This window comes from Salmonella sp. SSDFZ69 (assembly GCF_004010755.1).
GTDB classification, from domain to species: domain Bacteria; phylum Pseudomonadota; class Gammaproteobacteria; order Enterobacterales; family Enterobacteriaceae; genus Salmonella; species Salmonella enterica.
On sequence record NZ_CP034831.1, the window covers coordinates 2,508,326 to 2,533,232 of the forward strand.

Genomic DNA, 24,907 nt, shown 5'->3' on the forward strand with positions numbered 1-24,907 from the left:
AAATAGATTTCTTCCCCTCATTCTATCTTATTGATATTTAACTACGTCAAAAAAATCTCCGCGAAAACTTAGACAAAAAAACAAAGTTGTGTAAGTTTTAAATCAGCGTGAGATAACATTTTGCGCCATTGGCGTCAGTCGTCGTACTTTCAATAAGGGGGAATCATGAATAACAAACCCGTAGTCGGCATTAGCGGATGTCTGACTGGCGCCGCGGTACGCTTTGATGGCGGACATAAGCGTATGGATTTTGTCATGAACTCTCTGGCGCCGTGGGTGGACTACAAACCGATCTGCCCGGAGGTGGCGATCGGCCTGCCCGTGCCCCGCCCTGCGCTGCGTCTTATCCAGACGACCTGTGGCGACATTCGGATGCGCTATAGCCATGCCCCGCACGATGACGTCACCGAGCGAATGAATGCCTTTGCCGATCGGTTTCTGCCAACAATAGGCGAACTGGCGGGGTTTATTGTGTGTGCAAAATCGCCCAGTTGCGGAATGGAGCGCGTTCGCCTGTATGATGAAAAGGGTAACAGGGGCCGCAAAGCTGGCACGGGGCTGTTTACCGCCGCGATGATGGACAAATATCCCTGGCTGCCGATAGAGGAAGATGGTCGCCTGCACGATCCGGTACTACGCGAAAATTTCATCGCACGTATTTTCGCGCTACATGAATTAAATGCGCTACGCGCGCAGGGCTTGAGTCGTCACAGTTTGCTCGCGTTTCATAGCCGATACAAACTTCAGCTTCTCGCCCACCACCAGGCCGGCTACCGCGAAATTGGCCCTTTCGTCGCGCGTCTGCATGAGTGGGACGATCTGGATGCCTTCTTTGTCCGATACAGAGAAAAACTGATGGCTATCCTGCGACACCCCGCTTCACGTAAAAATCACACCAATGTGCTGATGCATATCCAGGGCTATTTTCACCGCGCGTTGAACAGCAGGCAACGCGCGGAATTACGCGAGGTGATTCTCGGCTACCGGGCGGGCCGACTACCTATCCTGGCACCGTTAACGCTGCTGAAGCACTATCTGGCGGAACATCCGGATGACTATCTACGCAGCCAGAATTATTTTGAGCCGTACCCTGATACATTAGGGCTGCGCTTAGCCATCACCTGATAACCCTGCGCATCGCTAACGGCGGGCAACCCGCCCGCCATGGTGACAATCGCGACAATTCAAAGGCGATTTCGTTATTGCCACCCTGATAGCGGCTATGACCGCGCCAGAGCGTTAATCACGGTTTCCATAGCCTGTTTTTCTAACGCGCTACGTTGGATGCGTTGATTCGCCAGCGCGGTTCTTAACACGCCCGCAATAACAATATATTTAGGCTCCTGCCCCAGATCGCGCATTTCCAGCACGACCTTGCCCACCACCCGGCACATCTCGCGGTACAGTTCGTCATCTTTTGTCGGTTTTGTCATACGTTTTACTCGTCGCCAGCTCAAACCAACAGAATATAACAGTCTTCTCAATTAAACAAAATTTGATGCAAATCAAAGAAATAACGCGGTTTATTATTCATGGCTCATACGTTGTTCGTATTCTGGTCTCTGGCGAGGCCATTTTTTCGAAACGCCTAATCAGTTCCGCCAGGCTACCGGCCTGCATTTTTTCCATGACTCTGGCGCGGTGCACCTCTACGGTACGCACCGCGATATTCATCGCTTCCGCAATTTCACGGTTCATAAACCCTTTTGCCACCAAGCTGGCCAGCTCACGCTCTTTCGGCGTCAACTGCTGGTAACACAGTATAATCTCACGGCGCGCCACCGCTGCCGATGAAACCGTCAGCGCACGCTCCAGCGCCGCCTGTAGCGGTTTTACCGATACCGGTTTTTGCAGAAAATCGACGGCGCCGCGTTTCATCTGCTCCACGGCCATCGGTACATCGCCATGCCCGGTAAGAAAAACAACCGCCAGGGTACTTCCGCACTGGCGCAACGCATCATGAACGCCCTGCCCATCCAGTACCGGCATTCGCATATCCAGTAATACGACCCCGGCCTGATACAGACTGGCCTGCGCCAAAAAATCCGCCCCCTGCGTCCAGCATTTTACGTCATATCCCAGACTTTCCAGTAAAAACGCGCACGCGTTAGTGACCGCCGTATCATCATCCAGTAGATGAATTGTCGCCATCCCTGCCCCCATGTTCATGTAAGAAATGTATCGTGACCACCGTTCCCGACAGACCGTCCGGCGCGGTCTGGTTCCTGATGCTGATATCGCCCCGCCCATACCGCACCAGCCGCTGGCAAATCGCCAGCCCTAAGCCCATCCCCTCTTTACGGGTGGTCATAAACGGCTGAAACGCCTGACGTAATAGTGCCTCATCGATTCCCCCGGCGTTATCCTGTAAAACAATACTGATGCTGTTTTCAGTGCGTTCAGCAACGACCCATAAATGGGTGGCGCCCGCCTGAGCCGCATTAAGAATGATATTCGCCAGCACCTGTTCCAGCAGCACTGACGGCAGCGTTACGCGCAGCGCAGCGCTAACCTCGGTATGCAGAGTCACTGTCGGAAATTGTTGCGCCATACGCAACAATTGCCAGACATGATCAATCGCCTCGCGAATGGCTATGGCCTTCCACGCTTCGGTTAGCACCGGGTTGCCCTGCGCCTGGCTGACCCAGTGACGCAGGTTACGCAGAGTATCCGCACCGCGTTGCGCCTGCTGGTCAATCTGCTCCAGCGCCGGCAGTAAGGGATGCTGTTCATCTGCAGCGCGCAGTCGAATCAGGCACCCCTGGGCATAATGTCGAATCGCGGAAAGCGGCTGATTAAGCTCATGGGCAAACCCGGAGGTCATTTCACCCAACACGCTCATTTGCCGGGCGGTTTCCAGCGCCCGCTCATGCTGATGAAGGACTACGCTATTACGTTCCAGTTGCTTTCCACGTCGACGCACCAGCAGCATGACCCAAATATAATTGAGCGTGAGCAACAGGAACGCCAGAATCACGCCGCCGACCATTAGCTGGTGCTGGATTAACCAACTTTTGACATCCAGCCACAGTCGACGCTGCTGAGGGTGCTGACGAACATCACGCAGCAACGCTTCCACCTGACTGGTCGACGCTGGCGCGCCCCAGTGAAATGACGCGGCGGCGGGCGCGTTGAATAGCGCTCGCGTTACGCGATCCGCCAGCGCATCGCTTACCGCAGGTAGCGCCGCGAACGACCAGTCAGGATATAACGGCGTACTGGTTAAGCAAGGCAGGGGCGTCGGTCGGGCAAGCAGCGCGATAAAGTCCTTTTTATTAATCAATCCTTCCTGATCCATATTTTCTAACAGGCACACTGGCACAATTGCCGCCTGCACCGCTTTTTCGCGCAGCATATAGACTAAGGCATCGCCAGGAAATCCGGTAAAACGAAGATGAAAATCGCGCTCCGGGCGTAAGCCCGCGTCGCTGAGCGCTTTATAGCCTAATAAATAGCCGCCAAACGCCTGAGCATCAATCGCGCCGACTGTCTTACCGATGAGATCATGCGCCGTGGTGATGCCGCTATCGCGCCGGGTCAAAATCACGCTGCCAATAACATTACTCACCGCTTTCCCATCGCGCGTGGAACGCAGGGAAGCTAACCAGCGCAGCGGCGCATGGCTGTTCAGTTGGACAAATTGCGCCGGGTTGGTTATCACAAACTGCACGGTTCCCTGGTTAACGGCTTCCTGCATTTGATGCAGATCCAGCGGCTGGATGTGAAAGGTTTCGCCTGGAAGCTGTTGGCTTAATGTCTTTGCCAACGGTTGCCAGTGGCTACGCGTAGACGCCTCGCCGCGCATGGCCAAAACACCGATATTCCACGTCCCTGCCCACGCGCCATGACAAAGTAGCCCTACTGCCGCCAACACCGCCAGGCGCCTTACGGTTTTACCTCTCACCCCAATATCCCTGTCAATTATGTTGTTTTAGATCAACAACAAGCCGGGTATGTGGTTAACCACAATAGAGCGCACCCCGCCTCGATTTTTACACTGTAAATCATCAACGTTTTTTATTCATTACACATGAACCAACATCGTGACAAATGTTTCATTGTTGGCAATGTGGACGGGAGTCAATATGGACAGCAGTAAACGGCAATTTCTCCAGCAGCTCGGCGTCCTGACCGCTGGCGCCTCGCTGGTTCCGCTGGCTGAAGCGAAATTTCCTTTTTCGCCGGAGCGGCATGAAGGCTCTCCCCGACACCGTTACGCCATGCTTATCGACCTGCGGCGTTGTATCGGCTGTCAGTCCTGTACCGTAAGTTGCACTATTGAAAACCAAACGCCGCAGGGCGCGTTTCGTACGACCGTGAACCAATACCAGGTCCAGCGTGAAGGTAGTCAGGAAGTCACGAATGTGCTGTTGCCGCGTCTGTGCAACCATTGCGATAACCCCCCCTGTGTGCCGGTCTGCCCGGTACAAGCCACCTTTCAGCGGGAAGATGGCATTGTGGTGGTGGATAACAAACGCTGCGTCGGCTGCGCCTATTGTGTACAGGCGTGTCCTTACGACGCCCGATTTATCAATCATGAAACGCAAACTGCCGATAAATGCACGTTTTGCGTCCATCGTCTGGAAGCCGGGCTGTTACCCGCTTGCGTAGAGTCCTGCGTCGGCGGCGCGCGTATTATTGGCGATATCAAAGATCCCCATAGCCGCATCTCCACCCTGCTTCATCAACATCGCGACGCTATCAAGGTATTAAAGCCGGAAAACGGCACGTCGCCCCATGTTTTTTACCTGGGTCTGGACGACGCCTTTGTCACCCCATTAATGGGCCGTGCGCAGCCCGCGCTTTGGCAGGAGGTCTGAATGACGCATTCACTCATCATTGAAGAAGTGCTGGCTCACCCGCAGGACATTAGCTGGCTGCCGTGGGCGGTACAATATTTCTTTTTTATTGGCATTGCCGCCTGCGCCGCACTGTTTGCCTGTTATCTTCACTGGCTGAAAAAAGACGCCGCAACAGAAGAAAATCGGGCATTACTGATTGCCATTACCTGTGCGATTACCGCACCGCTGGCGTTGACGGCGGATCTGCACCAGACCGCCCGCGTCTGGCATTTCTATGCCTGGCCGACGCCCTGGTCGTGGATGCCCTGGGGGGCGTTATTCCTGCCGCTGTTTACCGGGTTTCTCGCTCTGTGGTTCCTGGCGCAGCAAATAAAACGATTATTCAATAAAAGTTACAACGTCACTAAATGGTTGGCGTTAGCCAGCGCGCTTTGCGCGGTGGGCCTGTTGATTTATACCGGCCGCGAAGTCTCCGTTGTGCTGGCGCGCCCAATCTGGTTTAGCTACGCCTTCCCCGTGGCGATGTTTCTTAGCGCCTTACAGGCGTTCTTCGCGCTGATGATTGTCGCCGCCCGACGCGACTCGGTAAGGCTGCCAAAAATATTGTGGGGACAACTCTGGACGCTGGCGGCGCTGGGGCTGGTGGTGGCCATGTGGGTGAGCGGCGATACGCTTTCCGGCACGGCAATCCGTCAGTGGATTTCCGTCGCCCTGTCAGCCAAATATTACGCTGTCGGCTGGCTAGCGCTGTGGGTATTCACACTACTGTTCTGTAGCCTGGCGCTACGTCATCCGTTATCGCAGCTAAGACGCGTCCTGCTGGTTCTGAGCGCGCTGGCGCTATGTTGGCTGATGCGCTGGACATTGTTGATTCAGGTACAAACCGTACCCAAGTTCAACGCGCAATTTAACCCTTACTCGTTACCAGGCGGAACGGATGGCTGGCTGGCTATTCTCGGCACCTTCGGCCTGTGGATAGCGCTACTGATTATTATTCGTGAAACGCTGAACGGACTCACCAGGAGATTACAACATGGCTAATTTAACCCGTCGTCAGTGGCTAAAAGTCGGTCTCGCCGTCGGTGGGATGGTCACTTTTGGTCTGAGCTACCGTGATGTGGCGAAACGCGCAATTGATGGCCTGTTAAACGGGACGTCCGGCAAGGTAACGCGCGACCGCATCTTTGGCAATGCGTTAATTCCGGAGGCGCAGGCGCAAACGCACTGGCAGCAAAATCCACAACAAACCATCGCCATGACGCAATGCTTCGGCTGTTGGACACAGTGCGGTATCCGCGCCCGGGTTAATGCCGATGGCAAAGTGATACGCATCGCCGGCAATCCCTATCACCCCTTGTCGCAGGAACACCCGATTGACTCGTCCGTCCCTTTTAGCGAAGCCATGGAGCAACTGGCGGGAGAAAGCGGTCTTGACGCCCGCTCAACCGCCTGCGCGCGCGGCGCCACGCTGCTGGAAAGCCTGTACAGTCCGCTGCGACTGCTTGAACCAATGAAACGCGTGGGTAAACGCGGCGAAGGGAAATGGCAGCGCATCAGCTTTGAGCAGCTTATTGAAGAAGTCGTGGAAGGCGGCGATCTGTTTGGCGAAGGTCATGTGGACGGACTGCGCGCTATTCATGCGCCGGATACGCCAATTGACGCAAAGCATCCCAGTTTCGGGCCCAAAACCAATCAGTTACTGGTCACGAATACCAGCGACGAAGGCCGCGATGCGTTTCTGCGTCGTTTTGCGCTAAATAGCTTCGGCAGCAAGAATTTCGGCGCGCATGGCGCCTACTGTGGACTGGCTTACCGGGCCGGCTCCGGGGCGCTGATGGGCGATCTGGATAAAAACCCGCATGTCAAACCCGACTGGGAAAACGTGGAGTTTGCGCTCTTTATGGGCACCTCCCCGGCACAGTCCGGTAATCCCTTTAAACGCCAGGCGCGTCAGTTGGCGAGCGCCCGGCTGCGTGAGAATTTTCAATACGTCGTGGTCGCCCCCGCCCTCCCCTTATCAACGGTGCTCGCCGATCCTCGCGGTCGCTGGCAACCGGTCATGCCCGGCAGCGATTCGGCGCTGGCAATGGGGATGATCCGCTGGATCATGGATAATCAACGTTATAATGCTGATTATCTGGCGATTCCCGGCGTACAGGCGATGCAGCAGGCCGGCGAGCAAAGTTGGACCAACGCCACGCACCTGGTCATTGCGGATGAACTGCCGACGCTTGCCGGACAACACCTGACGCTGCGCCATCTTACGCCCGATGGCGAAGAGACCCCTGTCGTACTGAATACCGACGGCGAGTTGGTCGATGCATCCGCTTGCCGACAGGCACGGCTTTTCGTGACGCAGTACGTTACGCTCGCCGACGGCCAGCGGGTCACGGTGAAGAGCGGGTTGCAACGCTTGAAAGAGGCGGCAGAAAAGCTCTCGTTGGCGCAATACAGCGAACAGTGCGGCGTGCCGGAAGCGCAAATTATCGCGCTGGCGGAAACCTTTACCAGTCACGGACGTAAAGCTGCGGTCATCAGTCACGGCGGCATGATGGCCGGCAATGGGTTTTATAACGCCTGGTCGGTCATGATGCTTAACGCGCTGATCGGCAACCTCAGCTTGTCCGGCGGCGTCTTTGTCGGCGGCGGCAAATTCAACGGCGTTAGCGACGGCCCCCGCTACAACATGAACAGTTTTGCCGGAAAAGTGAAACCGTCCGGGTTAAGTATTGCCCGTAGCAAAACCGCTTATGAAGCATCGGAAGAATACCGCGACAAAATTGCCGGCGGGCAATCCCCTTATCCAGCCAAAGCGCCGTGGTATCCCTTTGTGGCAGGCCAGCTTACCGAACTGTTGACCTCCGCGCTCGAAGGCTATCCTTATCCGCTTAAAGCCTGGATTTCCAATATGAGCAACCCGTTTTACGGTGTTCCCGGTCTACGCGCCGTGGCGGAAGAAAAGCTAAAAGACCCTCGCCGACTGCCGCTCTTTATCGCGATTGACGCCTTTATGAATGAAACGACGGCGCTGGCGGATTACATTGTGCCGGATACGCACAATTTTGAGAGCTGGGGCTTTACGGCACCCTGGGGCGGCGTAGCCAGTAAAGCCACTACCGCCCGCTGGCCGGTTGTCGCCCCCGCCACTCACCGAACGGCGGACGGGCAACCTGTCTCAATGGAAGCATTTTGTATTGCGGTAGCAAAACGGCTCCGTCTGCCCGGCTTCGGCGACCGGGCGATAACCGATCCGCAGGGCAATACTTTTCCACTGAACCGGGCGGAAGATTTCTATCTGCGCGTAGCCGCTAATATCGCCTTTATGGGCAAGACGCCGGTCGCGCCGGCAAATCAGGAAGATATTTCGCTTACCGGCGTCAGCCGCATTCTGCCAGCAATTCAGCACACGCTTAAAGCTGATGAGGTCGGTCGCGTGGCGTTTATCTACTCGCGTGGCGGCCGGTTTGCGCCCGAGGATAGCGGCTATACGGAGCAACGGTTAGGTAACGCGTGGAAAAAACCCTTACAGATCTGGAATGCAGATGTCGCCGCCCACCGTCACGCCATCACCGGGGAGCGTTTCAGCGGTTGCCCGGTCTGGTATCCGGCGCGTTTGTCAGATGGTCGTGCGATTGACGACCAGTTTCCCATTGGGCAATGGCCGCTGAAACTGATTTCATTTAAATCAAATACCATGTCCAGCTCAACAGCCGTCATCCCGCGCTTACACCATGTGAAGCCAGCAAACCTGGTGGCGCTGAATCCGCAAGACGGCGAGCGTTATGGACTGCAACATGGCGATCGGGTACGGATCATTACGCCGGGCGGTCAGGTCGTGGCGCAAATCAGTTTGTTAAATGGCGTGATGCCAGGCGTCATCGCCATTGAACACGGATATGGTCACCGCGAGATGGGTGCAACGCAGCACTCTCTGGATGGCGTGCCTATGCCGTATGATCCACAAATCAGGGCAGGCATAAATCTTAACGATCTGGGCTTTGCCGATCCGACAAGAACCATTACCAACACCTGGCTCGACTGGGTTTCCGGTGCGGCAGTACGTCAGGGGCTGCCGGCAAAAATCGAGCGTATATAACCCCAGGGCCGGAGAGCGATATGGTCTTATTTCGTCGAGGGTAGCGACTGATAAGCGAACGCTGTCCGGCTGCATATACTCACTGAATCGTGCAAGCCCAACTATTTTACGTTCACCCCGTCATATTACATAGAAAATATATGACAACACTCACAAAACTATTTTCCCCTTCTGTAAGCAATTAATATTTAACACATTGGCTGCGCTTCTGATTATTGACATTCATTTGGGGTTACTTCCGGTTGACCGCATAATCTGTGATTGAATTCACCGCATGACAACATTGCCATAAATACAATTCAACTCACTACCCGGAGGCAATATGTTTAAAGAAGAAAGACGTCATGCCATCATTAATTTACTGATAAAGGATAATAGTGTTAGCGTCAGTAAACTTTCAGACCTTTATAAGGTTAGCCAGGAGACTATTCGTTCCGATCTACGCTATTTCCAGAAATCAGGTATGCTTCAGCGTTGCTATGGCGGAGGGATTTTAAACCGTGACGCGCTGAGTAAGCTTATCACTGAAAATAAGATTGATATCTCCAGCACTATCGCCACGCCAATCCATCAGGATGCAAAACTGCGCCGGGAAAACACAAAAAAAGCAGGCAAGGTGTGTGTTTTAGGCTCATTCAATATTGATGTTTCAGCAACCGTGCCGTGGTTTCCACAAAGCGGAGAATCCATTCTGGCCAGTCAATTTGGATTCTATCCTGGCGGTAAAGGAGCCAACCAGGCTTTAGCGGCGAACAATGCCGGCGCTGCGGCACATTTTATTTTTAAAGTGGGCAAAGATCAGTTCAGCGCATTTGCTATGAATCATATTATTCAATCAGGTATCGCCTCATACAGCGCGTATCAAACAGATAAAGCGCCCACCGGTAGCGCATTGATCTATGTCTCCGCCGTGGATGGCGATAATATTATCGCCATCTACCCTGGCGCCAATATGATGCTCACCACGCAAGAGATTAACGAGCAACACCGTTATATCGCCGAGTCTGACGTTATGTTAATGCAGCTCGAAACGAACATTGAAGCGTTGACTGAATTTATTCGCCTGGGAAAACAAGAAAATAAAATGATCATGCTGAATCCTGCCCCCTATACGAAACAGGTGACGCATTTATTATCTGATATTGACATCATCACGCCGAATGAAACTGAAGCCTCTTTTTTATCCGGCGTAACCATTACTGATATTAATGATGCGAAAAAAGCCGGAAATATTATTCTGCAATCCGGGGTGAAAAAAGTCATTATTACCCTTGGCGCCCGTGGTTCTCTGCTCTGTGAGCACGCCCGCACGTTGTATATTCCTGCGTGGAGCGCCGTGGTAAAAGATGCCGCCGGGGCCGGTGACGCTTTTAATGGCGCCTTAGCCGCCGCGCTGGCGCGACAAGCAGATATGGTCGCAGCCATTCAATATGCCTCCGCTTTCGCTTCTCTGGCGGTGGAACAAGTCGGTGCGTCGAGTATGCCTCAGCACTTGCAGGTTTTACATCGAATGCGTACCCAATCTAATAAAGTCATTAACATTAATTAACAGGTGACATAATGAAAATTTTATTTATTGGCGAATCCTGGCACATTCATATGATTCACTCTAAAGGTTTTGATAGCTTTACATCGAGCAAATATGAAGAAGGCGCAGACTATTTATTATCCTGCTTACGCCAGGGTAATATCGATGTGGACTACATGCCTGCCCATATTGTGCAAACTCGTTTTCCACAAACCGCCGAAGCATTAGCCTGCTATGATGCGATCGTCATCAGTGATATCGGTAGCAATACGTTCCTGCTACAAAACAGAACGTTTTATAATATGGACATTATTCCTGATGCATTACAACTTATCGCCGATTATGTTGCTGAGGGCGGCGGTCTGTTAATGATCGGCGGGTATTTATCCTTTACGGGAATAGAAGCAAAAGCCAATTATAAAAATACGGTTCTGGCGGAGGTATTGCCGGTTGATATGCTGGATGTAGATGACCGCGTAGAACTACCGCAAGGATGTAAAGCAGTAAATACTGCGGTAGAGCATGTTATTACCCAGCCATTTAGCGAATGGCCGCCGCTATTGGGCTATAACAAGCTTATCGCCAAAGAAAATAGTCAGGTCCTTGCTGAAATTAATGGCGATCCACTGTTAGTTATGGGTACTTACCATAAAGGGAAAGTATGTTGCTTTGCCAGTGATTGTTCACCGCACTGGGGAAGCCCGCAGTTTCTGCAATGGGAACATTACGCCACCTTCTGGTGTAATGTTTTACACACAATAAAAAAATAATATTACCCAGGCGAATATAAATTTCGCCTGCCCTGCCACACACTGAGTCATTAAGAATATGAATGATACTTATCTCTATGGCGAAATGTTTTCTGAAAACATATTGACAAGCTATCGGATTTATGGAGACAGAAAATCATTACTCACGCCGCTCATTATCCTTCACGGCGGCCCTTCTGGCGGCTTTGATTATTTATTAAATTATCGCCATCTGGCTGATGACGGGCGCATGGTAATATTTTACGATCAATATGGCTGCGGTCGTTCAACGCATTTTCCTCATGCCGACGCGTCTTTCTGGACTATTGCGCGTTATCTCCGTCAATTAACCCAATTAATTAATCACCTGGGTATCGGACAAGGGTATTCGATACTGGGACATTCCTGGGGCGGAATGCTTGCCGCAGAGCACGCCTGCTTACAGCCTGCCGGGCTTCGCGGGACGATACTGGCCAGTTCGCCGGCCAGTATCGCCCTGTGGCAACAGGAAGCCATACGGCTCTTTAACGCTCTGACGCCAATGTCCGATGACGATATCAAAAACGTCATTATGCCCGCCGTCATTTATCAAAACCCACCGGAACAGCTGGTCGCTTATTATGCCAGACACGTTTATACCCTCGCGGAAGAAGCCGTTCATGTTCAGCGATCTAATGCGCAGTTCGCCGCCGACCCTACGGGTTATCACATTTTATGGGGAACCAATGAACTGGCGGCAAATGGCAAACTTGCCGACTGGGATATTACGCCCCATTTGTGCCAGATACGCTGTCCTGTTCTGGTACTGCGCGGCGAAAACGATCAGGCAACCGAGCGCGTCGTCTCTCCGCTTCTCTCTCACATTTCAGACTGCCGCGCGGTCACTATTCCTGGCAGCAGCCATAACCCGCATGAAGAAAATATCGCGCCCTGCCTCGCAGCGGTAAGCGCGTTTTTACGCGATCTGGCATAAAAAGCCATTAAGGTATTTATCATGAAAAAAGTCAAAAAATTGTCTCTTACCGATTTAGTGCTTTATGGTCTGGTGTTTATGGTGCCTATCGCACCAGTCTCTCTTTATGGCGTCGTTTATAATCTTTCGCACGGTATGGTTGCGCTGGTTTATATTATTGGCGCTATCGCGATGTTTTTTACCGCGTACAGCTACTCTACCTTATCGCAGCATATCTCCTCGTCGGGTTCGGCCTATGCGTATGCTGGCGTATGCATTAATCCCGCCGTAGGGTTTCTGACCGGATGGATATTACTGCTGGATTATCTTTTGTTCCCTACGCTCGTGGCGGTGCTGGGCGGCGTCGCGGTCCACGCTATTTTACCGCAAATCCCGGTCTGGGTCTGGCCGTTGATTTATGTGGCTGTTGGCACCGGAGTCAACTATCTCGGGATACAGCAAACGGCGAAATTCGATAAGTTACTGGTCTTTATTCAACTCGGTATTCTGGCGATTTTCGTGCTACTCATTGTCCGTCTGATGATGCTGGACAGTAGTCAGATAACGCTTTCCTTCCGGCCTTTTTTCGATTCACAGTGGTTCACCCCAGGGCTCATCGCGACGGCGATTTCGGTGGCGGCGCTGAACTTTCTCGGCTTTGACGCTATCAGTACATTAAGTGAAGAAAGCGAAGGCGGGGGACGCGCCGTCAGTAAAGCAACGCTGTTGGCGTTAGTTTTGGCGACGGTACTGTTTATTATCGTTGTGGCGTTTGCGGCGTTCGCCACCGGTAATGTCGACCGCTTCGCGGAAGGTAATGCGACGAATGAAGCATTTTTCACCATTGCCGGCAACGTTGGCGGTATCTGGCTCAAAGTGGCGTTTTCCATCATTGTGGCGTTTGTGTGCGCCGTCGGCAACATTATTACCGCGCAAACGGCGGTGTCCAGAGTGCTATTTTCAATGGGGCGCGACCGAATGTTGCCCGCCTTCCTCGCTCACGTCCATACCACGCGTAAAACGCCGGATTATGCCATTCTGTTTACCGGCGGCGTCACCCTACTGCTCAGCTACCTGTTTTCCGGCAAGATTGAATCTATCTCCACGCTGGTGAACTTTGGCGCGCTTTTCGCTTTTTTTGTCGTGAACCTGTGTGTGTTTATCCTGTTCAATTTCCGGATGAAAGCCCAGCGGCGCATTTTCGCCCATGTCATTTCGCCGATCATGGGGATGATCGTCATCGGCTACGTCTGTTTAAACATGAACATTCATGCTCTGATACTCGGAATTAGCTGGGCGGCGATCGGGATAGCGATACTGTGCTACCGAAAAGCACACAACCAAAACATCGCCATCGACCTGGAAGGCAAAAAGTTGCTCGATTGACATTATGCGCAACAACACCAGCTGTTGCGCAACGCCGCCCCTGTTCGGGCGGCGTCATCGCCAGCGACATCGTAAACAGCGTAATAACAAACCATTGTGGATCTGCACAGATGTCTTTTGAAACAGGGTTTTCATTTTCCTTTTTTGTAAATTTCAGCGTATAATGCGCGCCAATTGTCTCTTGAATGGTTTCAGCGCATTGGACTGTAAAACTCAACGACTAAAATTATCCCCTTCCCGTTGGGCTGAAACGCGAGCACACATTCCTCTGCACGCTCTTTCGATGTCACCTATCCTTAGAGCGAGGCATCATCACTTTAGCAACACAGGCTTAGCTTCCGGGCCGTGCGCGCCCGAAGCCAGATTTCCATATCCTCCTCAACTTAAAGACTAAGACTGTCATGAAAAAGACGAAAATTGTTTGTACTATCGGTCCGAAAACCGAATCCGAAGAGATGTTAAGCAAAATGCTGGACGCGGGCATGAACGTGATGCGTCTGAACTTCTCTCATGGCGATTATGCAGAACACGGTCAGCGTATCCAGAACTTGCGCAACGTGATGAGCAAAACTGGTAAAAAAGCCGCTATTCTGCTTGATACTAAAGGACCAGAAATCCGCACCATTAAACTGGAAGGCGGTAACGACGTTTCGCTGAAAGCGGGCCAAACCTTTACTTTTACCACCGACAAATCCGTGGTCGGTAATAATGAAATCGTTGCCGTCACCTATGAAGGCTTCACCAGCGACCTGAGCGTTGGCAACACCGTCCTGGTTGACGATGGTCTGATCGGTATGGAAGTGACCGCCATCGAAGGCAATAAAGTCATTTGTAAGGTGCTGAACAACGGCGATCTGGGCGAGAACAAAGGCGTTAACCTGCCGGGCGTTTCTATTGCTCTGCCGGCGCTGGCTGAAAAAGACAAACAGGACCTGATCTTCGGTTGCGAACAGGGCGTTGACTTTGTTGCGGCGTCCTTTATCCGTAAACGTTCTGACGTTGTCGAAATTCGCGAGCATCTGAAAGCCCACGGCGGCGAAAACATCCAGATTATCTCTAAGATCGAAAACCAGGAAGGCCTGAACAACTTCGATGAAATTCTCGAAGCTTCCGACGGCATCATGGTTGCGCGTGGCGACCTGGGCGTAGAAATCCCGGTTGAAGAAGTGATCTTTGCGCAGAAAATGATGATCGAAAAATGTATCCGCGCACGTAAAGTCGTGATCACCGCGACTCAGATGCTGGATTCTATGATCAAAAACCCGCGTCCGACCCGCGCAGAAGCAGGCGATGTTGCAAACGCCATCCTCGACGGTACGGATGCGGTTATGCTGTCCGGCGAATCCGCAAAAGGGAAATACCCGCTGGAAGCCGTTTCTATCATGGCGACCATCTGCGAACGTACCGACCGCGTCATGAACAGCCGTCTGGACTACAACAACGACAGCCGTAAACTGCGCATTACGGAAGCAGTATGCCGCGGCGCGGTAGAAACCGCCGAAAAACTGGAAGCGCCGCTGATCGTGGTAGCGACCCAGGGCGGTAAATCCGCTCGCGCCGTGCGTAAATACTTCCCGGACGCCACCATCCTGGCATTGACCACCAATGAAGTGACCGCCCGTCAGTTAGTACTGAGCAAAGGCGTGGTATCGCAGCTGGTGAAAGAAATCAATTCTACTGATGATTTCTACCGTCTGGGCAAAGATGTCGCCCTGCAAAGCGGCCTCGCCCAGAAAGGCGACGTCGTAGTGATGGTCTCCGGCGCGCTGGTTCCAAGCGGCACCACTAACACCGCCTCTGTTCACGTACTGTAATAATTGTTGTGTGAATTAATTTGTTTAAAAAAGCGCCCTTCCGGCGCTTTTTTTATTTAATCGATAGCCACTATTAATAAAAAAATCAAATCGGATTTTACTATCTAATTGCGGATTATCTAAGAAGAATCCGATGGAAGCCCCCTGTTTTCTTTCGGTTTTTTAGGGACTTTCATGCATTTCGATGCTTCTTTGAGCGAACGATCAAAAATAAGTGCATTCCCATCAAAAAAATATTCTCAACATAAAAAAGTTTGTGTAATACTTGTAACGCTACATGGAGATTAACTCAATCTAGAGGGTATTAATAATGAATCGTACTAAACTGGTACTGGGCGCGGTAATCCTGGGTTCTACTCTGCTGGCTGGTTGCTCCAGCAACGCTAAAATCGATCAGCTGTCTTCTGACGTTCAGACTCTGAACGCTAAAGTTGACCAGCTGAGCAACGACGTGAACGCAATGCGTTCCGACGTTCAGGCTGCTAAAGACGACGCAGCTCGCGCTAACCAGCGTCTGGACAACCAGGCTACTAAATACCGTAAGTAATAGTACCTGCGTAATAAAAATGGCGCACATCGTGCGCCATTTTTTTTACCTATATAACCACACAAAATATAAGGTTATTGTTATGAACCGCACTAACAAACTGATCTTAGGTGCAGTAGTTCTGGGTTCCACGTTACTGGCAGGTTGTTCCAGCAACGCTGGAATCGATCAGTTGTCTTCCGATGTACAGACGCTGAGCGCTAAAGTTGATCAACTGAGTAATGACGTAAATGCAATGCGTTCCGACGTTCAGGCTGCTAAAGACGACGCCGCTCGCGCGAACCAGCGTCTGGACAACAAAGTATTCCGCATCTGTAAATAATTTGACGCACAATATAAAATGGCGCACATCGTGCGCCATTTTTTTGTCCGTCGTTTGCTGCGAAGGCTACTGCGTCGCGCGCGTTTGCCCCTCTTCCCCGACAAAACCATTCTGAGCGGATTCGACTGCGGTCGTATTTACCGCTGGCGTCTGCCCGGCGCTCACGCTGACTGGATACCCGGCTCGCCGGTATAGCGCCTTATCGACCAGGCGGCTATCCACCCCTTGCGCGTTTCTGAATGCGGTAAATTCCGCAGGCAACACGTAGGGCATCGTCTGCACGTTTTGCTCTTCTTCCGGCGATAGCGGCCTGTGTACCTCTACATAACGAATGCCATTCGGCTCGACAGAGAATTTCACCGGCTGGTTAATCACTTTTACCGGCGTCCCCGTTCTGACCTGCGCAAATAACGCTTTGATGTCCGGCGCGTTCATGCGAATGCAACCGGAACTCACGCGCAGACCCACGCTATCCGGCGCGCTGGTGCCATGAATGAGATATTCCCCATTACCGTGCGCCAGACGCAGCGCATAGCGTCCCAGCGGGTTATTTGGCCCGGCAGGGATCACCGGTGGCAGCGTGATCCCCCGCTCAAGCGAACGTTGGCGTATGCCCGCCGTCGGCGTCCACGTCGGGTTGGGGATCTTTTGCCCTATCCGGGTGTCCATGACGGGAGTTTCCAGCCCCTGCAAACCGATGCCGATGGGATACACCTGAACGCGGTTTTCTCCCGGCGGGTAATAATACAACCGTAGCTCCGCGAGGTTGACGATAACGCCTTCCCTGGGCGCATCCGGCAATAGCATCTGCGAGGGAATGGTAATTAGCGTACCGGGCTTAGGCACCGGCGCAATCGTATTGTTCGCTTCAAGAATGAGCATCGCCGCCGTATCAAAACGCCGGGCGATAGCCTGCAGGTTTTTATCACCGTCCTGTACGGTATAGGTTTGATTCTGACCAATAAGACGGCTGCCTTCGGGCGGTAATGGATAATCAACCGCCCAGGCTGCCTGTAACGCGCTATACGCGCCGATAATAGTTAGCGTAATGAAAGACGCACGTTTCATACCAAACCTCCTGTATTCCTGGTGATGCCCTCTGCGACGACTGGTAGCGCTTCGCTTATCAGAACAACAAAATATACGCTCTGTCCACTCTGGATAAAGCGACGTCGCCGTCCGACAAAGGATTTGACATCAGGTAGAACGCTGTCTGTACAGTTTAGCTAAGAGTGGCGGCCTTAGCGCGAATTGCGCGAATCATTGCTTCCAGCCCCTGAGAACGAGAAGGCGTGAGGTGCTGCGTAAGCGCCATTTTTTCGAACCATGGCCGGACATCAAAATGCACAATATCCTGCGCCGTCATCTGGTGGTACAAAATAAATACCACCGCCATAAGGCCTTTAACGATCGCCGCGTCGCTGTCGCCCTGCAATTCGATAATGCCGTTGGCGTTTCGCCGCATCACGATCCACACCTGGCTCTGACAGCCATGAATCGTATTTTGCGGATTGCGATCCTGCGGATTTAACTCCGCCAGGCGCTGCCCCAACTCAATAATATATAAATATTTCTCTTCCCAATTAGCGCAACGCGTAAAGTTACGCAGCAATTTTTCTTTATCCGGTAGCGCAGCCATAAAACCTCACTGTTATCCCAATAAGCGGTGGATACGCGTTAATCCTGCCACCAGTCGGTCCACTTCTTCATGGGTGTTATACATCGCCAGCGAAGCCCGGCACATTGCCGGCACGCCATACCAGGCCATGAGCGGCATCGCGCAGTGATGCCCCGTTCGTACCGCGATGCCGTAATTATCAAGAAAGCTGCCGACGTCGTAAGCATGGTGTTTACCCAGATTAAACGCGATGACGCCCAACCGCTGTGCCGGACCATACAGCGTGATATCAGGCACCTGCGCCAGTTGCTCCAGCGCATAGCGCATCAGCATCTGCTCATAATCGCCAATCTTATCCAGTCCCAGCGACGTCACATAGTCAATTGCCGCGCCGAGACCGATGATGCCGCCAGTATTCGGCGTTCCCGCCTCAAAACGCCAGGGCGCTTTCGCCCATGTCGTTCCCTGCGTCAGGCTGACGGTCGAGATCATCGACCCGCCCCCTTCCCACGGCGGCATTTCTTGCAGCAACGCCTCTTTAACATACAGAATACCGATGCCGGTCGGCCCGTAAAGTTTATGGCCGGAGAAAACGTAAAAATCGCAGTCCAGCGCCTGGACGTCAACAGCATGGTGCATCACGGCCTGGGCGCCATCCACCAGCACTTTCGCCCCATGCTGGCGCGCCAGCGCAATCATGTCCGGCAGCGGGTTTTCCGTCCCCAGCACATTGGAAACATGGGTAATGGCCAGCAGTCGGGTCCGGTCATCGAACAGCGCAGCTAAGGTCTCCAGCCGCAGCGTACCGTCAGGATGCAATGGGATCACGCGCAGTTCAGCGCCTTTGCGCTCGCACAGCATCTGCCAGGGAACGATGTTGGCGTGATGCTCCATCTCGCTGATGATAATGTTATCCCCGGCGCGAATATTTTCCGTTCCCCAACTGTTGGCGACAAGGTTAATGCCCTCCGTCGTACCGCGCACGAACACCAGTTCTTCTGCGGAGCGGGCGTTAATAAACCGCGACGCCTGCTTACGCACATTCTCCATGCTTTCGGTCGCCTGCGCGCTTAACGTATGGATACCCCGATGTACCGCAGCATAGCCGTGACGGTAGAAGGCAGGTTCAGCGTCAATCACCTGATTAGGTTTTTGAGCGCTGGCTGCGCTGTCCAGGTAAGCCAGCGGCAGGCCGTTAACTTCACGCTGCAGTATGGGAAAATCCGCCCGTACTTTTTCTACAGGAAATGTCATACCAGGCCTCCAGGCAGTCGCTGGCCGATTCGCGCCAGCACCTGCTGTTTAAGGGCGCTATCATGGATAGCTTCCGTTAACTCTGCGGCAAACGCGTAAAGAATCATGTGCCGCGCCTCCTGCTGTCTGATGCCGCGTGATTGCAGATAAAACATCTGCTCATCGTCAATACGCCCGATCGTCGCGCCGTGGCTGCACTTCACGTCATCGGCATAGATCTCTAATTGCGGTTTGGTATCGACTTCAGCCAGTTTCCCCAACAACAGGTTATTATTGGTCATCTGGCCGTCGGTTTTAATGGCGTGTTGCGCCACGTTAATCAGGCCATTAAAAACCGCGCGTCCTTTGTCGCTGACGATGGTCTTGTGCAACTGGCGGCTGTTACAGTAGCCTTTGTTATGTTCCAGCCATGTCCGCGTATCGCAGACTTCATTTTTCACCGGCATCGCCAGACTATTCAGTCGAAGCGTCGCGTTTTCACCATTCAGTTGTGAGCTGCTGTGGTGACGTAGTACTGCGGCGCCCAGCAGAAAACTGTGGCTAAACGCCGAGGCGTCAGTCGCCAGCAGAAGATCGTTATGCGCAAAGTGATAGCTGGACGCATTTTCAAACGCCAGTTTGATATGGCGCAGTTGCGCATTGTCTGCAACGTTCATCGTCAGACGCGCGCCGGTAAAATGTTTTGCCGCTGTAAGGCTGACATAATGCTCAATAACCGTCGCTTCCGCGCCTTCCGCCAGCGCCAGATGATGGCGATAATGCGCGGTATTCAGCTCGTCGCCATCCACGCCCTGCGTGATATGCATTAACAGTAGCGGCCTGGTCGGACGCTGATTTCGCCGTACCTGTATATACGTGACACATTGCGCCAGGCTTTCCGTCAGATGCAGAAAAACCTCGGGATGTACCGGCGCGGCAAGCGTCTGGCGCTCATCCCTGACGCTAACGTCAAATCCGCTGTTTTGCGTGCTATCACTGAGCTCTGGCATAAACCGACCATCGACAAACACCAGCCGCACGGCATCGATTTGCAGCGCCAGCGCATCACGCTGTGCGGCGCTGATAGTCGCACACTGCTGGATAAACTGGCTATGGGTTAAGCCCTCCAGCGGCGTGTATTTCCAGTCTTCATGTTTACGCGTCGGCAATCCCAGACGTAACATCTGTTGTAAATGTTGTCTTGCCTGCTCAGTTCGACTTTCTCCTTTTTCTTCAAAGAGATGCTGCCATTGCTGTAGCGCTTTACTGCTGTTCGGTAAGCCAGCCATAACCCTGCTCCTCCAGTTGTTTGACCAGAGTAAAATCGCCGGATCGGACAATTCGCCCCTGATAGAGGACATGGACGTAATCAGGCTTGATGTAGTCCAGTATGCGCTGATAGTGGGTCACGATAATAAAAGCGCGTTTATCGTCGCGTAACGCGTTGACGCCTTCCGCCACAATTTTCAACGCATCGATATCCAGTCCGGAGTCAGACTCATCAAGGATGCACAGTTCCGGCTCCAGCACCGCCATTTGCAAAATATCATTGCGCTTTTTCTCCCCGCCGGAAAAACCGACGTTTACCGAACGGGTCAGTAAATCTTCCGGCATTTTCAGCAATGCGATCTTTTCTTCCATCCGATCCTGAAAATCAAAGCGATCCAACGACGCCTGCCCGCGGTAGGCGCGCACGGCATTCAGCGCGGTTTGCAGGAAAAACTGGTTACTGACGCCGGGGATTTCTACCGGGTACTGGAAGGCCATAAAAATCCCTTCGCCCGCCCGTTCCTCCGGCGACAGTTCAAGCAGATCTTTACCCTTGAACGTAACCGAGCCGCCGGTGACCTCATAATCTTCACGTCCCGCCAGGGTGGCGGAGAGCGTGCTTTTCCCGGAACCGTTCGGCCCCATAATGGCGTGAACTTCGCCGGGGCGAATCTCCAGATTCAGGCCACGCAAAATCGCTTTTTCTTCCACACTGACCTGTAAATCTTTAATGCTTAACATGGGTTTTCCTTCATCATTAACCGACGCTGTGCTCAAGGCTAATCGCCAGCAGTTTTTGCGCTTCAACGGCAAACTCCAGCGGCAGTTCCGAGAAAACGTCTTTACAGAAACCGTTGACGATCATCGAAATAGCGTCTTCTTCGCTGATACCGCGTTGCAAACAATAGAAAAGCTGATCTTCACCGATGCGTGATGTTGTCGCTTCGTGCTCCAGCTGCGCGCTGTTATTGCGGCATTCAACATACGGGAACGTATGCGCGCCGCAGTCCGCGCCAATCAACATGGAGTCGCATTGGGTGAAATTTCGGGCGTTGGTCGCCGTCGGCATAATTTTTACCAGCCCACGGTAGCTGTTCTGGCTGTGGCCGGCGGAAATGCCTTTTGAGATAATGGTTGAGCGCGTGTTTTTACCGATATGGATCATTTTGGTGCCGGTGTCAGCCTGCTGATGTCCACTGGTCAGCGCAACGGAATAGAACTCGCCGATAGAATTATCACCGCGCAGAATGCAGCTCGGGTATTTCCAGGTAATCGCCGAACCGGTTTCCGACTGGGTCCACGACATCTTGCTGTTTTCCCCTTCGCACAACGCCCGCTTGGTCACAAAGTTCAGAATGCCGCCCGTATTGTTGTCGCCCGGGAACCAGTTTTGTACGGTGGAATATTTTACTTCAGCATCTTTATGGATGATGACTTCCACTACCGCGGCGTGTAGCTGATAACTGTCGCGTACGGGCGCGGAGCAGCCTTCGATATAACTCACATAGCTGCCTTCATCCGCCACCAGAATCGTGCGCTCAAACTGACCGGTTTTCTCAGCGTTAATGCGAAAATAGGTGGATAACTCCATTGGGCAACGCACGCCTTTGGGAACATAGATAAATGTCCCATCGGAAGCGACTGCCGCATTCAGCGCGGCAAAAAAGTTATCGTTCCCCGGCACGACGGTGCCAAGATATTTCCTGACCAGGTCAGGGTGATCGTGTATCGCTTCGCCAAAAGAACAGAAAATAATGCCCTGTTCCGCCAGTTTTTCACGGTATGTGGTCGCTACGGAGACCGAATCAAAAATCGCATCGACGGCGACCTCTTTCCCTTCGCGAACCGGAACGCCAAGCTGCTCGAAGGCGTCTTCAACCTCTTTACTCAAAAAGGTATTCGCGCCCGTTTGCTGTACGGCTCCCGGCTGGGAAACGCAGCTATCGTCGCAGTTTCCGCATGATGGCGCAGAGTAATAGCTGTAGTCCTGATAGTTCAGTTTATCGTAGTGCGCCTTCAGCCAGTGCGGTTCATCCATGTCCAGCCAGGCTCTATAGGCATTGAGACGAAATTCCAGCATCCACTCTGGTTCGTTACGCTTTGCGGAAATCGCGCGCACCACCTCTTCGCTGATGCCTTTTGCCAGTTCATCAGTGGGTAATTGCGTGAAAAATCCTTCTTTGTAATTAAGGCGTCCGCCTGTCCAGATGCCGACCTCTTCCGTTGCTTCAGTATTACGAGACATAGTACCGCCTATACCCCAAAACTTTCGCCGCAGCCGCATTCATTCTGGGCTTTGGGGTTATGAAATTTAAATAACTGGTTCAGCCCTTCCTGTACGTAATCCACTTCTGTTCCGTCAATAAAAGGCATCGCCTGTAACGGTGCGAAAAGCTTTGCGCCTTCGGCTTCAAAAACCAGATCGTCTTTATCCGGCTCCCGAACGGTATCCAGAACATAGCCAAATCCGGCACATCCCGTCTGTTTTACGCTTAACCGCACGCCCAACATGCCCGGCTGCTTTGCTGCCAGTTCACGTATGTGCGCTGCCGCCGCTGGCGTTAGCGTCAGCCCTTGCCAGGGGAAGTCCTCCGGGTTAAACGTGCCTGAATGCAATTCCATAGAGTTACCTCGCGTTCTAAATCACCAGGATATAACAGCATGTTAGTGATAATGATTATCACTTCAACCCCTTAACCGCAGGGGCTTTCCAACAAATGGTTATATTGAGCGCCTTTTATTAAGCATAGACCCTGTCCGTCAGGTCATACGACAGACAAAAAATCGATTAACTTCTTGATAAGTAATGATTTATAAAATATTAACCGTTCTGACAGGTCAAAAACGAAAAGATGTATAGAAAATGACTATTTAATTAATAGGCTGTCGACATTGCCGGGCGGCGAGGTCAGAACCCCACTTTTTGTATGGATACCTGGCGTTGCGCTCTTTATAATCCGCTGCGGTTCTATAACTCAGTTTGAGCTATAGGTTTATGTAAACTCTTTCCGGCATTTCAGGTGCTGAATGAGGCAAGAGGCTTAAAATATGGTTGTTACGCTCGCGTATATCGCACTTTTTTTGGTTTTCTCGTGGGTCATCTTGAGAATTAATCAAAAAAGCGATTCCCTGTCGAAAAGCGTTTTTATCGCTATTTTTTTAGGGGCTGTTATTGGTTTATCCCTGCATTTTATTTCAGCAAATCACACTAAAACTATTATCGAATGGTACAGCATCGTCGGCAATGGTTACGTCCACCTGTTAAAACTGGTCGCTATACCGCTAATTTTTATTTCTATTCTTTCCGCCATCAATAAACTGGAAAATAGTGCCGGCATCGGAAAAATGTCGCTGACGATCGTCGGATGCATGTTATGCCTGGTGATGGTTGCCGGTTTTATCGGATTACTGACCGCTCATGTGCTGGGGCTTGACGCCAGCGCTTTTGTGCACATGCCGTCAATGTTAACTACGGAAGAAGTCAATAAGACTGCCGCGGTGTCGATTCCCCAGTTAGTGACATCGCTGATTCCGACTAATATTTTTCTTGATCTTACGGGGGCCAGAAGTGTTTCCGTTATCGGCATCGTTATCTTCACGCTAATAGCGGGGATCGCCCTGTTAAAGGTCAAAAAAGAGGCGCCGGAAGAAGGTCAGAAATTAAGCGCAGGCATTAACGCTATTCAGATCTGGGTCATGAAGATGGTACGTATCGTTATTGCATTAACGCCCTATGGCGTCATGGCATTAATGACTACCGTATTTTCATCATACCGCCTTGAACAATTCGCCAGCTTACTTGGTTTTATCTGCGCCTGTTATATCGCGATTTTCATGATGTTTATCGTGCATGCCATCTTGCTGATCCTCAGCGGTAATAATCCAGCGCGTTATTTCAGAATGGTCTGGCCCGTCTTAACCTTTGCGTTTGTTTCCCGCAGCAGCGCAGCCTCTATCCCGCTGGCCATTTCCGCCCAGGAAAAATTTGGCGTACAAAGCACCATTGCCAATATTTCCGCCTCGTTTGGCTCCAGTATGGGGCAAAATGGCTGCGCCGGGATTTATCCGGCTATTATGGTAGCGATGATTGCGCCCACCATCGGCATTGATCCGCTCTCGCTGCATTTTCTGGCCGCGATGTTGCCTGCCATTGCGCTAGGGTCTATTGGCGTAGCCGGCGTCGGCGGCGGTGGTACGTTCGCGGCGCTGATTGTCCTGTCGACATTGAATTTTCCCGTTGCGCTGGTCGGTATTTTTATTGCCATCGAACCTATCGTTGATATGGCCCGCACGGCACTGAACGTTAACGGATCGATGATGTCAGGTGTGCTGGCTAACCGTATTTTGAATAATCATACGGCTGACGACATGCCAGCGGTTATTGACAGACCTTAGTTTTTTACGCGCCCGGAAAAGAAAAACCCTTAAGTCTGTTCAATACAGGCTTAAGGGTTCCGGCCCCATCCGGCGCTTATCTCCGGCACTCTTAATGGCTTAGCTCTTGAAGGGGCATAAGAATAATCTCATAAAGAGCGCGCGCCTTTTTAGCACAAATGGCGATCTGTATTTTTTTTAAACAAAATCAAGGGGG

22 protein-coding genes are annotated in these 24,907 nt (G+C 52.1%); 12 read left to right on the top strand and 10 right to left on the bottom strand.

Going from position 1 to position 24,907, the window contains the following annotated elements; translation table 11 throughout:
• Positions 1–165 precede the first annotated feature (165 nt).
• A complete protein-coding gene (mlrB, locus tag EOS98_RS12525; protein ID WP_001060723.1) occupies positions 166–1,125 on the top strand; it encodes a transcriptional regulator MlrB in 960 nt (319 codons plus the stop codon).
• Positions 1,126–1,220: 95 nt separating this feature from the next.
• Here mlrB and fumD read toward each other — a convergent pair whose 3' ends face one another.
• The 3 genes from fumD to ttrS all read right to left on the bottom strand — a co-directional run bounded on the left by fumD (position 1,221) and on the right by ttrS (position 3,904).
• A complete protein-coding gene (fumD, locus tag EOS98_RS12530) occupies positions 1,221–1,433 on the bottom strand; it encodes a fumarate hydratase FumD (protein ID WP_000165779.1) in 213 nt (70 codons plus the stop codon).
• Positions 1,434–1,530: 97 nt separating this feature from the next.
• Entirely contained in the window at positions 1,531–2,151 is a 621-nt protein-coding gene (gene ttrR, locus EOS98_RS12535; RefSeq protein WP_000190927.1) for a tetrathionate respiration response regulator TtrR, read from the bottom strand.
• Complete coding sequence (gene ttrS, locus EOS98_RS12540) at positions 2,126–3,904, bottom strand: tetrathionate respiration histidine kinase TtrS (protein ID WP_126524075.1); 1,779 nt, start codon at positions 3,902–3,904, stop codon at positions 2,126–2,128. Before ttrS ends, ttrR begins: the two co-directional genes overlap by 26 nt.
• Before the next feature lie 181 nt (positions 3,905–4,085).
• Between ttrS and ttrB the strand changes: the two genes are divergently transcribed.
• The 10 genes from ttrB to EOS98_RS12590 all read left to right on the top strand — a co-directional run bounded on the left by ttrB (position 4,086) and on the right by EOS98_RS12590 (position 16,196).
• Positions 4,086–4,820, top strand: a complete 735-nt coding sequence (gene ttrB, locus EOS98_RS12545) for a tetrathionate reductase subunit TtrB (protein ID WP_023206656.1) — start codon at positions 4,086–4,088, stop codon at positions 4,818–4,820.
• Positions 4,821–5,843 (top strand): tetrathionate reductase subunit TtrC, encoded by a 1,023-nt coding sequence (gene ttrC, locus EOS98_RS12550; RefSeq protein ID WP_126524074.1) that lies wholly within the window; start codon positions 4,821–4,823, stop codon positions 5,841–5,843. It abuts the gene before it with no gap.
• Positions 5,836–8,898: a tetrathionate reductase subunit TtrA gene (ttrA, locus tag EOS98_RS12555; RefSeq protein ID WP_126524073.1), complete on the top strand. Its 3,063-nt coding sequence runs from the start codon at positions 5,836–5,838 to the stop codon at positions 8,896–8,898. The genes ttrC and ttrA overlap by 8 nt, the downstream gene beginning before the upstream one ends.
• 322 nt (positions 8,899–9,220) lie before the next feature.
• A complete protein-coding gene (locus EOS98_RS12560) occupies positions 9,221–10,447 on the top strand; it encodes a PfkB family carbohydrate kinase (RefSeq protein WP_000471816.1) in 1,227 nt (408 codons plus the stop codon).
• 11 nt (positions 10,448–10,458) lie between these two features.
• Positions 10,459–11,196: a glutamine amidotransferase gene (locus EOS98_RS12565; protein WP_000697187.1), complete on the top strand. Its 738-nt coding sequence runs from the start codon at positions 10,459–10,461 to the stop codon at positions 11,194–11,196.
• Positions 11,197–11,254: 58 nt separating this feature from the next.
• The gene (locus EOS98_RS12570) at positions 11,255–12,148 is read left to right on the top strand and encodes a proline iminopeptidase-family hydrolase (protein WP_001000506.1); all 894 of its coding nucleotides are present in this window, start codon (positions 11,255–11,257) and stop codon (positions 12,146–12,148) included.
• Between the two features lie 21 nt (positions 12,149–12,169).
• Entirely contained in the window at positions 12,170–13,513 is a 1,344-nt protein-coding gene (locus tag EOS98_RS12575; RefSeq protein ID WP_126524072.1) for an APC family permease, read from the top strand.
• Positions 13,514–13,914: 401 nt separating this feature from the next.
• Positions 13,915–15,327, top strand: coding sequence for a pyruvate kinase PykF (pykF, locus tag EOS98_RS12580; protein ID WP_000751447.1), 1,413 nt, complete (start codon positions 13,915–13,917; stop codon positions 15,325–15,327).
• Positions 15,328–15,637: 310 nt separating this feature from the next.
• On the top strand, positions 15,638–15,874 hold the full coding sequence (lpp, locus tag EOS98_RS12585; RefSeq protein ID WP_001082307.1) for a murein lipoprotein Lpp: 237 nt from the start codon (positions 15,638–15,640) through the stop codon (positions 15,872–15,874).
• 82 nt (positions 15,875–15,956) lie between these two features.
• Positions 15,957–16,196: a major outer membrane lipoprotein gene (locus EOS98_RS12590; protein ID WP_126524071.1), complete on the top strand. Its 240-nt coding sequence runs from the start codon at positions 15,957–15,959 to the stop codon at positions 16,194–16,196.
• 66 nt (positions 16,197–16,262) lie between these two features.
• On the opposite strand, the gene ldtE is transcribed toward EOS98_RS12590, so the two are convergent.
• From ldtE to sufA, 7 genes are all read right to left on the bottom strand, one after another.
• Entirely contained in the window at positions 16,263–17,264 is a 1,002-nt protein-coding gene (gene ldtE / locus EOS98_RS12595; protein WP_017441005.1) for a L,D-transpeptidase LdtE, read from the bottom strand.
• 154 nt (positions 17,265–17,418) lie between these two features.
• Positions 17,419–17,835, bottom strand: a complete 417-nt coding sequence (gene sufE / locus EOS98_RS12600; protein WP_000729470.1) for a cysteine desulfuration protein SufE — start codon at positions 17,833–17,835, stop codon at positions 17,419–17,421.
• A 12-nt stretch (positions 17,836–17,847) separates the two neighbouring features.
• Entirely contained in the window at positions 17,848–19,068 is a 1,221-nt protein-coding gene (gene sufS, locus EOS98_RS12605) for a cysteine desulfurase SufS (RefSeq protein WP_126524070.1), read from the bottom strand.
• Complete coding sequence (sufD, locus tag EOS98_RS12610) at positions 19,065–20,336, bottom strand: Fe-S cluster assembly protein SufD (RefSeq protein WP_000907929.1); 1,272 nt, start codon at positions 20,334–20,336, stop codon at positions 19,065–19,067. Before sufD ends, sufS begins: the two co-directional genes overlap by 4 nt.
• On the bottom strand, positions 20,311–21,057 hold the full coding sequence (sufC, locus tag EOS98_RS12615) for a Fe-S cluster assembly ATPase SufC (RefSeq protein WP_023218245.1): 747 nt from the start codon (positions 21,055–21,057) through the stop codon (positions 20,311–20,313). Before sufC ends, sufD begins: the two co-directional genes overlap by 26 nt.
• 16 nt (positions 21,058–21,073) lie before the next feature.
• Positions 21,074–22,561 (bottom strand): Fe-S cluster assembly protein SufB, encoded by a 1,488-nt coding sequence (sufB, locus tag EOS98_RS12620; RefSeq protein WP_000089383.1) that lies wholly within the window; start codon positions 22,559–22,561, stop codon positions 21,074–21,076.
• An 8-nt stretch (positions 22,562–22,569) separates the two neighbouring features.
• On the bottom strand, positions 22,570–22,938 hold the full coding sequence (gene sufA / locus EOS98_RS12625) for a Fe-S cluster assembly scaffold SufA (RefSeq protein ID WP_000418973.1): 369 nt from the start codon (positions 22,936–22,938) through the stop codon (positions 22,570–22,572).
• Between the two features lie 426 nt (positions 22,939–23,364).
• On the opposite strand from sufA, the gene EOS98_RS12630 reads away from it, so the two are divergent.
• Positions 23,365–24,711 (top strand): L-cystine transporter, encoded by a 1,347-nt coding sequence (locus EOS98_RS12630; RefSeq protein WP_048348856.1) that lies wholly within the window; start codon positions 23,365–23,367, stop codon positions 24,709–24,711.
• Positions 24,712–24,907: the final 196 nt, after the last annotated feature.

Excerpts from the sequence above, each read along its gene's own strand:
- mlrB (WP_001060723.1), top strand. The coding sequence starts at position 166 with ATGAATAACAAACCCGTAGTCGGCATTAGCGGATGTCTGACTGGCGCC.
- fumD (WP_000165779.1), bottom strand. The coding sequence starts at position 1,433 with ATGACAAAACCGACAAAAGATGACGAACTGTACCGCGAGATGTGCCGG.
- ttrR (WP_000190927.1), bottom strand. The coding sequence starts at position 2,151 with ATGGCGACAATTCATCTACTGGATGATGATACGGCGGTCACTAACGCG.
- ttrB (WP_023206656.1), top strand. The coding sequence starts at position 4,086 with ATGGACAGCAGTAAACGGCAATTTCTCCAGCAGCTCGGCGTCCTGACC.
- ttrC (WP_126524074.1), top strand. The coding sequence starts at position 4,821 with ATGACGCATTCACTCATCATTGAAGAAGTGCTGGCTCACCCGCAGGAC.
- ttrA (WP_126524073.1), top strand. The coding sequence starts at position 5,836 with ATGGCTAATTTAACCCGTCGTCAGTGGCTAAAAGTCGGTCTCGCCGTC.
- EOS98_RS12560 (WP_000471816.1), top strand. The coding sequence starts at position 9,221 with ATGTTTAAAGAAGAAAGACGTCATGCCATCATTAATTTACTGATAAAG.
- EOS98_RS12565 (WP_000697187.1), top strand. The coding sequence starts at position 10,459 with ATGAAAATTTTATTTATTGGCGAATCCTGGCACATTCATATGATTCAC.
- EOS98_RS12570 (WP_001000506.1), top strand. The coding sequence starts at position 11,255 with ATGAATGATACTTATCTCTATGGCGAAATGTTTTCTGAAAACATATTG.
- EOS98_RS12575 (WP_126524072.1), top strand. The coding sequence starts at position 12,170 with ATGAAAAAAGTCAAAAAATTGTCTCTTACCGATTTAGTGCTTTATGGT.
- pykF (WP_000751447.1), top strand. The coding sequence starts at position 13,915 with ATGAAAAAGACGAAAATTGTTTGTACTATCGGTCCGAAAACCGAATCC.
- lpp (WP_001082307.1), top strand. The coding sequence starts at position 15,638 with ATGAATCGTACTAAACTGGTACTGGGCGCGGTAATCCTGGGTTCTACT.
- EOS98_RS12590 (WP_126524071.1), top strand. The coding sequence starts at position 15,957 with ATGAACCGCACTAACAAACTGATCTTAGGTGCAGTAGTTCTGGGTTCC.
- ldtE (WP_017441005.1), bottom strand. The coding sequence starts at position 17,264 with ATGAAACGTGCGTCTTTCATTACGCTAACTATTATCGGCGCGTATAGC.
- sufE (WP_000729470.1), bottom strand. The coding sequence starts at position 17,835 with ATGGCTGCGCTACCGGATAAAGAAAAATTGCTGCGTAACTTTACGCGT.
- sufS (WP_126524070.1), bottom strand. The coding sequence starts at position 19,068 with ATGACATTTCCTGTAGAAAAAGTACGGGCGGATTTTCCCATACTGCAG.
- sufD (WP_000907929.1), bottom strand. The coding sequence starts at position 20,336 with ATGGCTGGCTTACCGAACAGCAGTAAAGCGCTACAGCAATGGCAGCAT.
- sufC (WP_023218245.1), bottom strand. The coding sequence starts at position 21,057 with ATGTTAAGCATTAAAGATTTACAGGTCAGTGTGGAAGAAAAAGCGATT.
- sufB (WP_000089383.1), bottom strand. The coding sequence starts at position 22,561 with ATGTCTCGTAATACTGAAGCAACGGAAGAGGTCGGCATCTGGACAGGC.
- sufA (WP_000418973.1), bottom strand. The coding sequence starts at position 22,938 with ATGGAATTGCATTCAGGCACGTTTAACCCGGAGGACTTCCCCTGGCAA.
- EOS98_RS12630 (WP_048348856.1), top strand. The coding sequence starts at position 23,365 with ATGGTTGTTACGCTCGCGTATATCGCACTTTTTTTGGTTTTCTCGTGG.